15 protein-coding genes are annotated in these 15,024 nt (G+C 68.8%); 14 read left to right on the forward strand and 1 reads right to left on the reverse strand.

Annotation, left to right across the window (positions count from 1 at the left end):
• Nucleotides 1-41 precede the first annotated feature (41 nt).
• The 14 genes from ACZ45T_RS16240 (at nt 42) to ACZ45T_RS16305 (ending at nt 12,980) form a co-directional block, all read left to right on the forward strand.
• The gene (locus ACZ45T_RS16240) at nt 42-689 is read left to right on the forward strand and encodes an L-threonylcarbamoyladenylate synthase (protein WP_468441652.1); all 648 of its coding nucleotides are present in this window, start codon (nt 42-44) and stop codon (nt 687-689) included.
• Nucleotides 686-1,342, forward strand: coding sequence for an arsenate reductase/protein-tyrosine-phosphatase family protein (locus tag ACZ45T_RS16245; protein WP_468441654.1), 657 nt, complete (start codon nt 686-688; stop codon nt 1,340-1,342). Before ACZ45T_RS16240 ends, ACZ45T_RS16245 begins: the two co-directional genes overlap by 4 nt.
• Before the next feature lie 261 nt (nt 1,343-1,603).
• The gene (locus ACZ45T_RS16250) at nt 1,604-2,833 is read left to right on the forward strand and encodes a serine hydroxymethyltransferase (protein WP_468441656.1); all 1,230 of its coding nucleotides are present in this window, start codon (nt 1,604-1,606) and stop codon (nt 2,831-2,833) included.
• 104 nt (nt 2,834-2,937) lie between these two features.
• Nucleotides 2,938-4,284 carry an MraY family glycosyltransferase gene (locus ACZ45T_RS16255; RefSeq protein ID WP_468441975.1) on the forward strand — a complete coding sequence of 449 codons (1,347 nt, stop codon included), beginning with the start codon at nt 2,938-2,940 and terminating at the stop codon, nt 4,282-4,284.
• Nucleotides 4,285-4,558: 274 nt separating this feature from the next.
• Nucleotides 4,559-4,996 carry a hypothetical protein gene (locus ACZ45T_RS16260; RefSeq protein WP_468441658.1) on the forward strand — a complete coding sequence of 146 codons (438 nt, stop codon included), beginning with the start codon at nt 4,559-4,561 and terminating at the stop codon, nt 4,994-4,996.
• A gap of 210 nt (nt 4,997-5,206) precedes the next feature.
• On the forward strand, nt 5,207-6,046 hold the full coding sequence (gene atpB / locus ACZ45T_RS16265) for a F0F1 ATP synthase subunit A (RefSeq protein WP_468441977.1): 840 nt from the start codon (nt 5,207-5,209) through the stop codon (nt 6,044-6,046).
• 81 nt (nt 6,047-6,127) lie between these two features.
• Nucleotides 6,128-6,361 (forward strand): ATP synthase subunit c family protein, encoded by a 234-nt coding sequence (locus ACZ45T_RS16270; protein WP_072483720.1) that lies wholly within the window; start codon nt 6,128-6,130, stop codon nt 6,359-6,361.
• Between the two features lie 43 nt (nt 6,362-6,404).
• Complete coding sequence (locus ACZ45T_RS16275; RefSeq protein WP_328927680.1) at nt 6,405-6,944, forward strand: F0F1 ATP synthase subunit B; 540 nt, start codon at nt 6,405-6,407, stop codon at nt 6,942-6,944.
• Nucleotides 6,941-7,756: a F0F1 ATP synthase subunit delta gene (locus tag ACZ45T_RS16280; protein WP_468441660.1), complete on the forward strand. Its 816-nt coding sequence runs from the start codon at nt 6,941-6,943 to the stop codon at nt 7,754-7,756. The genes ACZ45T_RS16275 and ACZ45T_RS16280 overlap by 4 nt, the downstream gene beginning before the upstream one ends.
• Before the next feature lie 130 nt (nt 7,757-7,886).
• Entirely contained in the window at nt 7,887-9,482 is a 1,596-nt protein-coding gene (atpA, locus tag ACZ45T_RS16285; protein WP_401177804.1) for a F0F1 ATP synthase subunit alpha, read from the forward strand.
• Between the two features lie 20 nt (nt 9,483-9,502).
• Entirely contained in the window at nt 9,503-10,420 is a 918-nt protein-coding gene (locus tag ACZ45T_RS16290) for a F0F1 ATP synthase subunit gamma (protein ID WP_468441663.1), read from the forward strand.
• Nucleotides 10,420-11,862: a F0F1 ATP synthase subunit beta gene (gene atpD, locus ACZ45T_RS16295; RefSeq protein ID WP_468441665.1), complete on the forward strand. Its 1,443-nt coding sequence runs from the start codon at nt 10,420-10,422 to the stop codon at nt 11,860-11,862. The genes ACZ45T_RS16290 and atpD overlap by 1 nt, the downstream gene beginning before the upstream one ends.
• 140 nt (nt 11,863-12,002) lie before the next feature.
• Nucleotides 12,003-12,374, forward strand: coding sequence for a F0F1 ATP synthase subunit epsilon (locus ACZ45T_RS16300; RefSeq protein WP_030008701.1), 372 nt, complete (start codon nt 12,003-12,005; stop codon nt 12,372-12,374).
• Nucleotides 12,375-12,533: 159 nt separating this feature from the next.
• Nucleotides 12,534-12,980 carry a DUF2550 domain-containing protein gene (locus ACZ45T_RS16305; protein WP_468441667.1) on the forward strand — a complete coding sequence of 149 codons (447 nt, stop codon included), beginning with the start codon at nt 12,534-12,536 and terminating at the stop codon, nt 12,978-12,980.
• Between the two features lie 88 nt (nt 12,981-13,068).
• Here ACZ45T_RS16305 and ACZ45T_RS16310 read toward each other — a convergent pair whose 3' ends face one another.
• Complete coding sequence (locus tag ACZ45T_RS16310; protein ID WP_468441669.1) at nt 13,069-14,967, reverse strand: glycosyl hydrolase family 18 protein; 1,899 nt, start codon at nt 14,965-14,967, stop codon at nt 13,069-13,071.
• Nucleotides 14,968-15,024: the final 57 nt, after the last annotated feature.

Genomic DNA, 15,024 nt, shown 5'->3' on the forward strand with positions numbered 1-15,024 from the left:
ACCATTCCCGCCACCCCCCTGCTGCACGAGGAGGCCCGCTGATGGCCCGGCGATACGACTGCAACGACGCGACGGACCGTAAGACGGGCCTGCGCGAAGCCGCATCCGCCGTGCGTCGCGGCGAGCTCGTCGTGCTGCCCACCGACACCCTGTACGGGATCGGCGCGGACGCCTTCAGCCCGGAGGCCGTCCACGACCTGCTCGCCGCCAAGGGGCGGGGCCGCGGCATGCCGACCCCGGTGCTCATCGGCTCCCCGAACACCCTGCACGGCCTCGTCACGGACTTCTCCGAGCAGGCGTGGGAGCTCGTCGACGCCTTCTGGCCGGGCGCGCTCACGCTCGTCGCCAAGCACCAGCCCTCGCTGGCGTGGGATCTGGGGGACACCCACGGCACCGTGGCGGTGCGCATGCCCCTGCACCCCGTCGCGATCGAGCTGCTGACCGAGGTCGGCCCGATGGCGGTGTCCTCGGCGAACCTGTCGGGGCAGCCGGCGCCCGAGGACTGCGACGCGGCACGCGAGATGCTCGGGGACTCCGTCTCCGTGTACCTGGACGGCGGGCCGACGCCCGGCATCCAGCCGTCGTCGATCGTCGACGTCACCGGGAAGGTTCCCGTCCTGCTGCGCGAGGGGGCGCTCACCGCCGAACAGCTGCGGGAGGTCGTACCCGACCTCGAGGTCGCCCCGTGAGCCCTGAGGGGCGTGGCATAGCCAGGGGGCACCACCCAGCGGTAGCTGGGGGAGACTCCTTCCGCATACTCCACGTCAGCACCGGCAACGTGTGCCGCTCGCCCATCACCGAGCGGCTGACGCGGCACGCCCTGTCCCACCGGCTGGGCGGTCTCGTGACCGGCGACCTCATCGTGGAGAGCGCGGGCACGTGGGGCCACGAGGGCGCGCCCATGGAGGCGAACGCGGCCGCCGTGCTGGCGGACTTCGGGGCCGACGCGACCGGATTCACCGGGCGGGAGCTGCTGGACGAGCACGTCATACGCGCCGACCTGGTGCTGACCGCCACCCGCGACCACCGGGCCCAGGTCATCTCGATGGGCCACTCGGCGGGGCTGCGGACCTTCACGCTGAAGGAGTTCACCCGGCTGGTGCGGGCCATAGACCCGGCCACGCTGCCGCCGCTGGACGACGGGATGGCGGAGCGGGCGCGGGCGCTGGTGCGGGCGGCCGCGGCGCTGCGGGGGTGGCTGCTGGCGCCGTCGCCCGACGCGGACGAGGTGTACGACCCGTACGGGGCGCCGATCACCTTCTTCCGCTCGATCGGCGACGAGATCAACCAGGCGCTGGACCCTGTGGTGACGGCCCTGACGGGCGTCACTGCTTCACGTTGACCTTTGGCGCCGCTGCCGGGGCTCTGCCCCGGACCCCGCGCCTCAATCGCCGGCGAGGCTGAAAGATCGGGCTCTGCCCGGACCCGCGCCTCAATCGCCGGCGAGGCTGAAAATGTCGGCGTAGCACAGCCAAAATCCAGCCCCTCCGGCGTTTGAGGAGCGGGGTCTGGGGTGGAGCCCCAGGAGACGGCCTGCCGCGAGGCGCCATGTGCGTGGTCGGCCTACAGTGGCTGGTACCCGGTACCCCCCTGGAGTCGCGCCATGAGCGTCATCACCCAGCCCACGGACCTGCTGCGCAGGCAGGACCCGCAGATGGCCGACGTACTCGCCGGGGAGCGGCAGCGGCAGGCCAGTACGTTGCAGCTGATCGCCGCCGAGAACTTCACCTCCGCCGCCGTGCTCACCGCGCTGGGGTCCGCGCTCGCCAACAAGTACGCCGAGGGGTACCCCGAGGCCCGCTACCACGGCGGGTGCGAGTACGCCGACCTGGCCGAGCGGGTGGCCGTGGAGCGGGCCAAGGCGCTGTTCGGGGCCGAGCACGCCAATGTGCAGCCGCATTCGGGTTCCTCCGCCGTGCTCGCCGCGTACGCCGCGCTGCTGCGGCCCGGGGACACCGTGCTGGCGATGGGGCTCCCGTACGGCGGGCACCTCACCCACGGCTCGCCCGCCAACTTCTCCGGCCGCTGGTTCGACTTCGTCGGGTACGGGGTCGACGCCGAGACGGGGCTCATCGACTACCGGCAGGTCCAGGACCTCGCCCGCGCGCACCGGCCCAAGGCGATCGTGTGCGGGTCGATCTCCTACCCGCGCCACCCCGAGTACTCCGCCTTCCGGGAGATCGCCGACGAGGTCGGGGCCTATCTGATCGCCGACGCCGCCCATCCGATCGGGCTGGTGGCCGGCGGGGCCGCGCCCAGCCCCGTGCCCTACGCCGACATCGTCTGCGCGACCACGCACAAGGTGCTGCGCGGGCCGCGCGGCGGGATGATCCTGTGCGGTGCCGAGTTCGCCGAGCGCATCGACCGGGCGGTGTTCCCCTTCACCCAGGGCGGCGCCCAGATGCACACCATCGCCGCCAAGGCCGTGGCGTTCGGCGAGGCGGCCCGCCCGGCCTTCACCACCTACGCCCACCGGGTCGTCGCCAATGCCCGGGTGCTGGCGGGCGCGCTGGAGGAGCGCGGGTTCGCCATCACCACCGGCGGCACCGACACGCACCTGATCACCGCCGACCCCGCGGCGCTCGGCATGGACGGCCCGACCGCCCGCGGCCGGCTGGCCGCGGCCGGGATCGTGCTCGACACCTGCGCCCTCCCGTACGGGGACCAGCGGGGCGTGCGGCTGGGGACGGCCGCGGTGACCACGCAGGGGATGGGGGAGGCGGAGATGCTCCGGATCGCCGCGCTGTTCGCCGCCGCGCTGCACGGGGACGCCGCGAAGACACGTACGGAGGTCAATGAGCTCACGCTGGGATTTCCCCCTTACGGGGAGTAAGCGGGACAAGAGGGGTGTACCGCAACCGGGATACCGCCCCCTCGCGTCCTCGGGGGAGGGGACATCGCAGCTAATGTGTGGGGCTGAGATGGCCGGCGATACATCTGGGGCAGCCCGTGCGTGAATATCTGCTGACGCTTTGCGTCACGGTCGCGGTGACCTACCTGCTGACCGGGCCCGTGCGGAAGTTCGCGATCGCGGCCGGGGCCATGCCGGAGATCCGTGCCCGCGACGTGCACCGAGAGCCCACACCACGGCTGGGCGGCATCGCCATGTTCGGCGGTCTGTGCGCCGGCCTGCTGGTCGCCGACCACCTGCGGAACCTCAACGGCGTCTTCGAGCTGTCGAACGAACCGCGGGCGCTGCTCTCCGGAGCGGCCCTGATCTGGCTGGTCGGCGTGCTCGACGACAAGTTCGAGATCGACGCCCTGATCAAGCTCGGCGCGCAGATGATCTCCGCCGGCGTGATGGTCATGCAGGGTCTGACCATCCTGTGGATCCCGGTCCCCTTCATCGGCTCGGTCTCGCTCACCCAGTGGCAGGGCAATCTGCTCACCGTCGCCCTCGTCGTGATCACCATCAACGCGGTGAACTTCGTGGACGGCCTCGACGGCCTCGCCGCCGGCATGGTCTGCATCGCCGCCGCGGCGTTCTTCCTCTACTCGTACCGGATCTGGTTCGGCTACGGCATCGAGGCGGCCGCGCCCGCCACCCTCTTCGCCGCGATCCTGATGGGCATGTGCCTCGGCTTCCTGCCGCACAACATGCATCCCGCGCGCATCTTCATGGGCGACTCCGGCTCGATGCTCATCGGCCTGGTGCTCGCCGCGGCCGCGATCTCGATGACCGGCCAGGTGGACCCGGACGCGATGGCCCTGTTCGCGGGCGGTGAGCGCAACGCGACCCACGCGATGCTGCCGGTCTTCATGCCCCTGATCCTGCCGCTGACGATCATCGCGATCCCGGTGGCGGACCTGATCCTGGCCATCGTGCGGCGTACGTGGAAGGGCCAGTCGCCCTTCGCGGCGGACCGCGGGCACCTGCACCACCGGCTGCTGGAACTCGGGCATTCGCACAGCCGCGCGGTCCTGATCATGTACTTCTGGTCGGGGCTGATCGCCTTCGGCGCGGTCGCGTATTCGGTGCATTCCAGCTCGATGTGGATCGTCCTGGCGATCGCCGCGCTGAGTGCGGTGGGGCTGATCCTGCTGCTCCTGCCGCGCTTCACACCGCGTACCCCGCGGTGGGCGGAGGGCCTGGTTCCGCCGCGTTACCGGCACGCCGCACGGGCGGCCGAGGCAGCCGCCGAGGCGGCCGCGCAGGACGTCTCGGGTGCGGAGCCGGAGCCCGTCAGGCCGATCGCCGTGGGTGTCTCCGGCGTCAACGGAGCGACCGCCGTGGGCCCCCGTTCGCGCTTTCCCGACCGGCGTAAGGCTGAATCCACTCGCTGACCGCCGGGTCGCATGTCGGACATGAACCCCCTTTACCACGCAAGGCGGCCGCCTGTCCTGCACACACGCGCAGGGTCCCTCTCATGTGTGACAGTCAGCACACCCGGCAGGTAAAGCTCTCATCAAATAGTTTGTGATACCGTTCACTAAACCCGGCGACAGAGCCGAAGGACCGTAGTGCGACGGTCCCTTGGCCCGAGGTTCTCTCTCGGACCGGGCTTACGCTCGTCCCGTACGAGTCCAGTGCCCCCACCACCACGCGGAGCAAACCGCCATGCGGTCAGATGACGTCCGATCCCTCCTTCAAGCTGCCGTACCCACCGCTGTCGCAGGCGCTGTAGCCGCCTTGATCAGCGGGCTGGTCGTCGGCGGCAAGGGTGCGGTCGGTGCCATCGTCGCGACGCTGGTCGTGATGCTGTTCATGGGCATCGGATTCGTCGTTCTGCAACGCACGGCGAAATCACTTCCGCACCTTTTCCAGGCCATGGGGCTCATGCTCTATGCGACCCAGATCCTGCTGCTCTTCGTCTTTCTCGCCGCGTTCAAGAACACCACCCTGTTCAACCCCAGGGCCTTCGCGATCTCGCTCGTCGCCACCACCCTCGTGTGGATCGGTGCGCAGACCCGTGCTCATATGAAGGCCAAGATCCTTTACGTCGAACCGGACTCGGTGAAGGGCGACAAGCCCGAAAATCCGGGGTCCAAGTCGTGAAGGGTAGGGTCGGGATAAGTGCGCCTACGGTGTCCTGCTATCGTCCGGTGCCAACTGCGGCACTGCGGGCGCGGGCATCTGAGCTGACGCCTGTCCCATCGCGAGGCTCGATGCCTGACTGCCGCCCCACCATCCGTTACACCAGTCCAGTGCCGAACCGCGGCTGCGCGCCGCGCCGACACAACGAGGTTGCCGTACCTATGCGCCACGCTGAAGGAGCCCGCGGTGAGTGCTGACCCGACGCAGGTCCTCGCTTTCGAGACCGACTGTCACATCTTCGACGGATGTGGCTTCCCCGGCCCGGGCCTGCACTCGTTCCTTTTCGAGCCGCTGTGGGGCGAGCCTGGCCTGACCAGCACGTACTTCAACAAGCCGATGCTGCTGGCCCTCCTGGGCTCCGTCATCATCGTGGGCTTCTTCTGGGCCGCCTTCGCCAAGCCGAAGGTCGTCCCCGGCAAGCTCCAGATGGTCGCCGAGGCCGGCTACGACTTCGTGCGCCGCGGCATCGTGTACGAGACGCTGGGCAAGAAGGAGGGCGAGAAGTACGTCCCCTTCATGGTCTCGCTGTTCTTCTTCGTCTGGGTCCTGAACCTCTGGTCGATCATTCCGGTGGCCCAGTTCCCGGTGACGTCGATCATCGCGTACCCCGCCGGCCTGGCTCTGATCGTGTACGCGATCTGGATGAGCGTCACGTTCAAGCGCCACGGCTTCGTCGGCGGCCTCAAGAACCTGACGGGCTACGACAAGAGCCTCGGCGGCGTGCTGCCGCTCGTCATGGTCATCGAGTTCTTCTCGAACGTCCTGGTGCGGCCCTTCACCCACGCGGTCCGACTGTTCGCGAACATGTTCGCCGGTCACACCCTGCTGCTGCTCTTCACGATCGCCAGCTGGTACCTGCTGAACGGCATCGGCATCGCCTACGCGGGTGTCTCGTTCGTGATGGTCATCGTGATGACCGCCTTCGAGCTCTTCATCCAGGCCGTCCAGGCGTACGTCTTCGTCCTCCTGGCCTGCAGCTACCTCCAGGGCGCGCTCGCCGAGCACCACTGAGCCAGGCCCGCCCCGCTCCGCCCCCCGTATTCGTCCGGTGGCCAACCCCCACCGGTCCGTGAAAGAGAAGGAAGAACTGGCATGTCCCAGACCCTTGCCGCCGTCACCGGCTCCCTCAGCTCCGTTGGTTACGGTCTTTCGGCCATCGGCCCCGGCGTCGGCGTCGGCATCATCTTCGGTAACGGCACCCAGGCTCTCGCCCGCCAGCCCGAGGCTGCCGGCCTGATCCGCGCCAACCAGATCCTCGGCTTCGCCTTCTGTGAGGCGCTCGCCCTGATCGGTCTGGTCATGCCGTTCGTCTACCCGACCTCCTGATCCTCGGTCTCGACGAACAGCCCACTAGACGAAAGGCACTGATGTGAACCTCCTGGTTCTCGCGGCAGAGACGGAAAATCCGCTCTTTCCGCCGATCCCCGAGCTCGTCATCGGTCTGATCGCCTTCGTCATCGTCTTCGGTTTCCTCGCGAAGAAGCTCCTCCCGAACATCAACAAGGTTCTGGAAGAGCGCCGCGAGGCGATCGAGGGCGGTATCGAGAAGGCGGAAGCCGCTCAGACCGAGGCTCAGAGCGTGCTGGAGCAGTACAAGGCCCAGCTCGCCGAAGCCCGGCACGAAGCCGCGCGCCTGCGCCAGGAAGCGCTGGAGCAGGGCACTGCGCTCAAGGAAGAACTGCGCGCAGAGGGCCAGCGGCAGCGTGAGGAGATCATCGCTGCCGGCCACGCCCAGATCGCGGCAGACCGCAAGGCCGCCTCTCAGGCGCTGCGCCAGGACGTGGGCAAGCTCGCCACCGACCTGGCCGGAAAGCTCGTCGGCGAGTCCCTTGAGGACCACGCCCGGCAGAGCCGCACGATCGACCGCTTCCTCAGCGAGCTTGAGGAGAAGGCCGAGGCGGCCCGATGAACGGAGCGAGCCGCGAGGCGCTGGCCTCCGCGCGCGAGCGTCTCGACGCGCTGACGGACAACACGTCCGTCGACGCGGCGAAGCTCGCCGGTGAGCTGGCAGCCGTCACCGCGCTGCTCGACCGTGAGGTCTCGCTGCGTCGGGTCATTACGGACCCGGCGCAGTCCGGCGAGGCCAAGGCCGAGCTGGTGGGCCGACTGCTGGCCGGCCAGGTGGGCGGGGAGACCCTCGACCTGGTGTCCGGAATGGCCCGGTCGCGCTGGTCGCAGTCCCGTGACCTGGTGGACTCGCTGGAGGAGCTGGCGGCCACCGCCGACCTCACGGCGGCCCAGCAGGGCGACGCTCTCGACAACGTCGAGGACGAGGTCTTCCGGTTCGGCCGGATCGTCTCCTCCAACACGGAGCTGCGCGCCGCGCTGACCGACCGTACGGCCACCATCGCCGCCAAGAGCGAGCTGCTGCGCAGCCTGCTCGGCGGCAAGGCGAACGCCGTCACCGAGCGTCTGGTCACGCGTCTGGTCACCCGTCCGCGTGGACGTAGCCTGGAAGCGGGACTCGAGTCCCTTTCCACGCTCGCCGCCGAGCGCCGCAACCGCATGGTCGCCACCGTGACCACCGCAGTTCCGCTCAGCGACGTGCAGAAGGCGCGTCTCGGCGCGGTACTGGCCAAGCTGTACGGCCGCCAGATGCACCTGAACCTCGACGTGGACCCCGAGGTCCTCGGCGGGATCTCGGTGCGAGTCGGCGACGAGGTCATCGACGGCACCATCGCGGACCGCCTTTCCGAGGCGTCCCGCCGCATGGCCGGCTGACCAGCCACCAAAAGAACAAAAGCATTCCTAGCGGCCCGGTTGGGCCGTGCAGAACTTGCAGAAGATTCCTGGGGGTCGCCCCCAGACCCCTAAGAAGCTTCAGGCCCAACAAGGAGAGCAGGGAACCCAGATGGCGGAGCTCACGATCCGGCCGGAGGAGATCCGGGACGCACTGGAGAACTTTGTCCAGTCGTACCAGCCGGACGCGGCCTCGCGCGAGGAGGTCGGAACGGTCAGCGTTGCCGGCGACGGCATCGCGAAGGTGGAGGGCCTGCCCTCCGCCATGGCGAACGAGCTGCTGAAGTTCGAGGACGGCACCCTCGGTCTCGCCCTCAACCTCGAGGAGCGCGAGATCGGTGCGGTCGTCCTCGGCGAGTTCAGCGGTATCGAGGAGGGCCAGCCGGTGCAGCGCACCGGTGAGGTGCTCTCCGTCGGCGTCGGCGAGGGCTACCTCGGCCGCGTCGTCGACCCGCTCGGCAACCCGATCGACGGTCTCGGCGAGATCGCGACCGAGGGCCGCCGCGCCCTCGAGCTGCAGGCCCCCGGCGTCATGGTCCGCAAGTCGGTCCACGAGCCCATGCAGACCGGCTACAAGGCCATCGACGCGATGGTGCCGGTCGGCCGTGGCCAGCGTCAGCTGATCATCGGTGACCGTCAGACCGGCAAGACCGCGCTGGCCGTCGACACGATCATCAACCAGCGCGACAACTGGCGCTCGGGCGACGTGAACAAGCAGGTCCGCTGCATCTACGTCGCCATCGGCCAGAAGGGCTCGACCATCGCGTCCGTTCGCGGCGCCCTGGAAGACGCCGGCGCGCTCGAGTACACGACGATCGTCGCCGCCCCGGCGTCCGACCCGGCCGGCTTCAAGTACCTGGCGCCGTACACCGGTTCCGCCATCGGCCAGCACTGGATGTACGCCGGCAAGCACGTCCTGATCATCTTCGACGACCTGTCGAAGCAGGCCGACGCCTACCGCGCCGTGTCGCTGCTGCTGCGCCGCCCGCCGGGCCGTGAGGCCTACCCGGGTGACGTCTTCTACCTGCACTCCCGTCTGCTGGAGCGCTGCGCGAAGCTGTCCGACGACATGGGTGCCGGTTCGATGACCGGTCTGCCGATCGTCGAGACCAAGGCGAACGACGTGTCGGCGTTCATCCCGACCAACGTCATCTCCATCACCGACGGCCAGTGCTTCCTGGAGTCCGACCTGTTCAACGCGGGCCAGCGCCCGGCGCTGAACGTCGGTATCTCGGTCTCCCGCGTCGGTGGCTCCGCCCAGCACAAGGCCATGAAGCAGGTTTCCGGCCGTCTGCGCCTGGACCTGGCCCAGTACCGTGAGCTGGAGGCGTTCGCCGCCTTCGGTTCCGACCTGGACGCCGCTTCGAAGGCTTCGCTGGAGCGCGGCAAGCGCCTGGTCGAGCTGCTCAAGCAGGGCCAGTACCAGCCGATGCCCGTCGAGGAGCAGGTCGTCTCCGTCTGGGCCGGTACCACCGGCAAGATGGACGACGTCCCGGTCGCCGACATCCGTCGCTTCGAGTCGGAGCTGCTGGAGCACCTGCGCCGCGAGCGCAAGGACCTCCTCACCTCCATCGCCGACGGCGGCAAGATGTCGGACGACACCCTGACGTCGATCGCTGACGCCATCGCCGGCTTCAAGCGCCAGTTCGAGACCTCGGACGGCAAGCTCCTGGGCGAGGACGCACCGGCCGTCAACGTCTCCAAGTGACGACGGAAGGGACCTGACTCATGGGAGCGCAGCTCCGGGTCTACAAGCGTCGCATCCGTGCCATCACGGCGACCAAGAAGATCACCAAGGCGATGGAGATGATCGCCGCCTCGCGCATCGTCAAGGCGCAGCGCAAGGTGGCGGCGTCGATGCCGTACGCGACCGAGCTCACCCGTGCGGTGACCGCGGTGGCGACCGGCTCGAACACCAAGCACGCCCTGACCACCGAGGTCGAGGCGCCGGTGCGCGCCGCGGTCCTGCTCATCACGAGCGACCGCGGTCTGGCCGGCGGCTACTCCTCGAACGCCATCAAGCAGGCGGAGCGGCTCACCGAGCGGCTGCGTGCTGAGGGCAAGGAGGTCGACACGTACATCGTCGGCCGCAAGGGTGTCGCCTACTTCGGGTTCCGCGAGCGCAAGGTCGCGGACTCGTGGACCGGCTTCACCGACAGCCCGGCCTACGCCGACGCCAAGCGCGTCGCCGGACCGCTGATCGAGGCCATCCAGCTGGAAACGGCCGAGGGCGGCGTCGACGAGCTGCACGTCGTCTACACGGAATTCGTGTCGATGATGACGCAGAACGCGGTGGACGGCCGGATGCTGCCGCTCAGCCTCGACAAGGCTCCGGACGAGGACGGTGCGAAGGGCGAGATCCTTCCGCTGTTCGACTTCGAGCCGTCGGCGGAGGACGTCCTCGACGCCCTGCTGCCGCGCTACGTCGAGAGCCGTATCTACAACGCACTGCTGCAGTCGGCCGCTTCCGAGCACGCCGCCCGCCGCCGCGCGATGAAGTCGGCGACCGACAACGCCGGGGATCTCATCAAGAGCCTCTCCCGGCTTGCCAACGCGGCCCGCCAGGCCGAAATCACCCAGGAAATCAGCGAGATCGTCGGTGGCGCGAGCGCCATGGCTGACGCGACCGCGGGGAGTGACAAGTAATGACGACCACTGTTGAGACGGCCGCCGCCACGGGCCGCGTCGCCCGGGTCATCGGCCCGGTCGTCGACGTGGAGTTCCCCGTCGACGCCATGCCCGAGATCTACAACGCCCTCAAGGTCCAGGTCGCAGACCCGGCCGAGGACGGCAAGCTCAAGACCCTGACCCTCGAGGTCGCGCAGCACCTGGGTGACGGCCTCGTCCGTACCATCTCGATGCAGCCGACCGACGGTCTGGTCCGCCAGGCCCCGGTGACCGACACGGGCGCGGGCATCACCGTTCCCGTCGGTGACTTCACCAAGGGCAAGGTGTTCAACACCCTCGGTGAGGTGCTGAACTACCCCGAGGCGAACGCCGAGGTCACCGAGCGCTGGCCGATCCACCGCAAGGCCCCTCGCTTCGACGAGCTCGAGTCGAAGACCGAGATGTTCGAGACCGGCGTCAAGGTCATCGACCTTCTCACCCCGTACGTCAAGGGTGGAAAGATCGGTCTGTTCGGTGGTGCCGGTGTCGGCAAGACCGTTCTGATCCAGGAAATGATCTACCGCGTCGCCAACAACCACGACGGTGTGTCGGTCTTCGCGGGCGTCGGTGAGCGTACCCGTGAGGGCAACGACCTCATCGAAGAAATGGCCGACTCGGGCGTCATCGACAAGACGGCGCTTGTCTTCGGCCAGATGGACGAGCCCCCGGGCACCCGTCTGCGCGTCGCCCTTGCCGGTCTGACCATGGCGGAGTACTTCCGCGATGTGCAGAAGCAGGACGTGCTGTTCTTCATCGACAACATCTTCCGGTACACCCAGGCGGGTTCCGAGGTGTCGACCCTGCTCGGCCGCATGCCCTCCGCGGTGGGTTACCAGCCGAACCTGGCCGACGAGATGGGTCTCCTCCAGGAGCGCATCACCTCGACCCGTGGTCACTCGATCACCTCGATGCAGGCGATCTACGTCCCCGCGGACGACCTGACCGACCCGGCGCCGGCGACCACCTTCGCCCACCTCGACGCGACGACGGTTCTTTCCCGTCCGATCTCCGAGAAGGGCATCTACCCGGCCGTGGACCCGCTGGACTCGACGTCCCGCATCCTCGACCCGCGGTACATCGCGGCGGACCACTACGCCACGGCGATGCGCGTCAAGGGGATCCTCCAGAAGTACAAGGACCTCCAGGACATCATCGCGATCCTCGGTATCGACGAGCTGGGCGAGGAGGACAAGCTCGTTGTCCACCGTGCCCGTCGCGTCGAGCGCTTCCTGTCGCAGAACACCCACGTGGCGAAGCAGTTCACCGGTGTGGACGGTTCGGACGTTCCGCTCGACGAGTCGATCACCGCGTTCAACGCGATCTGCGACGGTGACTACGACCACTTCCCCGAGCAGGCGTTCTTCCTGTGCGGTGGCATCGAGGACCTGAAGGCCAACGCCAAGGAGCTGGGCGTCTCCTGATCCGGCGCGCTCCTCACGGAGCGCATCCGGTTCGAAGGTTTCACGGAGAGGGGCGGGTGTGTCCCGTCCCTCTCCCCACGCCCATTAGAATTTGACCCAACACCCGGCTGACCCGCCGGGTGGTGACCCGAGGAGCCACCTTGGCTGCTGAGCTGCACGTCGAGCTGGTCGCGGCGGACCGCAATGTCTGGTCCGGCGAGGCCACCCTTGTTGTCGCCCGCACCACGTCCGGCGACATCGGCGTCATGCCCGGTCACCAGCCGCTTCTCGGTGTGCTGGAATCGGGCCCTGTGACCATCCGCACCAGCGACGGCAACACTGTCGTCGCCGCGGTGCACGGCGGTTTCATCTCGTTCGCGGACAACAAGCTGTCCCTGCTGGCCGAGATCGCCGAGCTCGCGGACGAGATTGACGTCCAGCGTGCGGAGCGGGCACTGGAGCGCGCGAAGGCGGAGGCCGATGCGGCCGCCGAGCGTCGCGCGGATGTCCGGCTGCGCGCCGTAACGGGCTGAACACCCGTCGGAGTTTGAACCGCTGAGTACCGGGGGGCGACCGCCGGTACTCGGCAGACCTCAGCCGCGGTCCGTTCTGGAACATTCCAGACCGGGTCGCGGCTGAGGCGATGCAGGTCGTTTTTCGTTGTGTGTCGATGAGCGAGGAGGTCGGTGAAGATGCTCCTCGCTCTGCTTGTGAGCGGCCTGGTCGTAGCCCTGGTGGTGATCGGGCTGTTTGTCTTCGGGCTGCGCCGCAGGCTCATCCAGCGTTCCGGCGGGACCTTCGACTGCAGCCTGCGCTGGGGTGTGGCCGAGGCGCCCGACATCTCCGGCAAGGGCTGGGTCTACGGGGTCGCGCGCTACAGCGGTGACCAGATCGACTGGTTCCGGGTGTTCTCGTACTCCCCGCGTCCGCGCCGACTGCTGGAGCGGTCCTCCATCGAGGTGATCGCCCGCCGCGCCCCCGAGGGCGAGGAGGAGCTGGCCCTGCTCTCCGACGCCGTCGTCCTCGGCTGTGTCCACCGGGGGACGCGCCTGGAGCTGGCGATGAGCGAGGACGCGCTGACCGGGTTCCTCGCCTGGCTGGAAGCCGCGCCTCCGGGGCAGAGGGTCAATGTGGCCTGAGGCATTTCAGACGTGAAGAAGCCGGGAGGACGGGGGCGGACCCGTCCTCCCGGCTTCGGTCTTTACCGGCCCTACCGGCTTACCGGCTCTACTGGAGACCGGTGTGGATCGCGTTCGCGAGCTCACCGTTCGTGGTGTCGCCGCTGAACTCCCAGAAGAAGGCTCCCTTGAGGCCCTGCTGCTTGGCCCACGTCATCTTCCCGGCGATGGTGGCGGGGGTGTCGTAGCTCCACCAGTTGCTGCCGCACTTGGCGTAGGCCGTGCCGGCGATGGTGCCGGTGGCCGGGCAGCTGGTCTTGAGCACCTTGTAGTCCTCGATGCCCTGCTCGTACGTGCCCGGGGCCGGTCCGGTGGCGGTGCCGCCGGGCGCCGCCTGGGTGACGCCGGTCCAGCCGCGGCCGTAGAAGCCGATGCCGAGGTTGAGCTTGGCGCCGGGGACGCCCTTCGCCTTGAGCTTGGCGATGGCGTCGGCCGAGTTGAAGCCGGCCTGCGGGATGCCCGCGTACGAGGTGAGCGGGGAGTGCGGGGCCGTCGGGCCCTGCGCCGCCCAGGCGCCGAAGAAGTCGTACGTCATGACGTTGTAGAAGTCGACGTACTGCGCGGCGCCGCCGTAGTCGGCCGCGTCGATCTTGCCGCCGCTGGAGGCGTCGGCGGTGATGGCCGCGGTGACCAGGTTGTTCGCGCCGAACTTGGCGCGGGTCGCCTGCATGAGGTTCTTGAAGGCGGCCGCGCCGCTGGTGTCACAGGACAGGCCGCAGGCGTTCGGGTACTCCCAGTCCAGGTCGATCCCGTCGAAGACGTCGGCCCAGCGCGGGTCCTCGACCAGGTTGTAGCAGGACTGGGCGAAGGCGGTCGGGTTGGCCGCGGCCTGCGGGAATCCGCCGGACCAGGTCCAGCCGCCGAAGGACCACAGCACCTTGATGTTCGGGTAGGCCTTCTTCAGCTTGCGCAGCTGGTTGAAGTTGCCGCGCAGCGACTGGTCCCAGGTGTCGGCGACGCCGTCGACGCTCTGGTCCGCGGTGTACGCCTTGTCGTAGTCGGCGTAGGCGTCACCGATGGTGCACTGGCCGTTCTGGACGTTGCCGAAGGCGTAGTTGATGTGGGTGATCTTGGCGGCCGTGCCCGAGGTGACCAGGTTCTTCACGTGGTAGTTGCGGCCGTAGACGCCCCACTCGGTGAAGTAGCCGAGCTTGACCTTGCCCCCCGGGTCCGGGGGAATGACCCCGCCGGTGGTGGTCACCGAGGCCGAGCCGGAGGAGGGGCCGGTCTGGTCGATGGTGTCGCGGGCGGTGACGCTGTAGCTGTACGTCGTGCCCTTGGTCAGGCCCGAGTCCGCGTAGCTGGTCCCGGTGACGGTGGCGATCTTGGCGGAGCCCCGGTAGACGTCGTAGTTCTTGACGCCCTTGTCGTCCGTGGCCGGGGACCAGCTCAGGGTCAGCGAGGTGTCGGCGACGTTGCTCGCGGTGGGGGTGCCGGGAGCCGTGGGGGGAGTGTCGCCGGGCTGGGTGCCGTCGCAGGAGGCGCCGTTGATCTTGCAGCCGCTCGGGGCGCCGGAGCCCGCGCCGTTGAAGCCGAAGCTGGCGGTGGCGCCGGGGGCGAGGGTGCCGTTCCAGCCGACGTTCTTTGCCGTCCAGTGGGTGCCGGAGCTGGTGACGGTGGCGTCCCAGGCCGAGGTGACCGAGGTGCCGGCCGGGTAGTCCCACTCCACGGTCCAGCTGCTGAGGGTGGTGGTGCCGGTGTTCTTCACCACCCACTTGCCCTCGAAGCCGCTGCCCCAGTCGGAGACCTTGGTGTACGTCGCGGTCGCGGAGGCGGCGGCCTGGGCCGGGCCGGCCAGTGCGACGAGCCCGGTGACGGGCAGGGCGAGCGCGGCCACGATCGCCGCGACTCTGGTGAAGAACCGGGTGCGCCCGGTGCGCGGTGGGGATGCTGTGCTCAAGGGTGATCCTCCGTAGGTCCGTCGCGGTCGTGGGGCCGACTTCGACATGGGGGTGGGACCTGCGCCGCCCGTGAGCACGCTTTGTCATGGCACGCTCACCACAGT

This window comes from Streptomyces sp. NPDC030995, from assembly GCF_055571215.1.

Coding starts and splice junctions, on each gene's coding strand:
- ACZ45T_RS16310 (WP_468441669.1), bottom strand. CDS start 14,967: ATGTCGAAGTCGGCCCCACGACCGCGACGGACCTACGGAGGATCACCC.
- ACZ45T_RS16280 (WP_468441660.1), top strand. CDS start 6,941: ATGAACGGAGCGAGCCGCGAGGCGCTGGCCTCCGCGCGCGAGCGTCTC.
- atpA (WP_401177804.1), top strand. CDS start 7,887: ATGGCGGAGCTCACGATCCGGCCGGAGGAGATCCGGGACGCACTGGAG.
- ACZ45T_RS16290 (WP_468441663.1), top strand. CDS start 9,503: ATGGGAGCGCAGCTCCGGGTCTACAAGCGTCGCATCCGTGCCATCACG.
- ACZ45T_RS16305 (WP_468441667.1), top strand. CDS start 12,534: ATGCTCCTCGCTCTGCTTGTGAGCGGCCTGGTCGTAGCCCTGGTGGTG.
- ACZ45T_RS16260 (WP_468441658.1), top strand. CDS start 4,559: ATGCGGTCAGATGACGTCCGATCCCTCCTTCAAGCTGCCGTACCCACC.
- ACZ45T_RS16270 (WP_072483720.1), top strand. CDS start 6,128: ATGTCCCAGACCCTTGCCGCCGTCACCGGCTCCCTCAGCTCCGTTGGT.
- ACZ45T_RS16240 (WP_468441652.1), top strand. CDS start 42: ATGGCCCGGCGATACGACTGCAACGACGCGACGGACCGTAAGACGGGC.
- ACZ45T_RS16250 (WP_468441656.1), top strand. CDS start 1,604: ATGAGCGTCATCACCCAGCCCACGGACCTGCTGCGCAGGCAGGACCCG.
- atpD (WP_468441665.1), top strand. CDS start 10,420: ATGACGACCACTGTTGAGACGGCCGCCGCCACGGGCCGCGTCGCCCGG.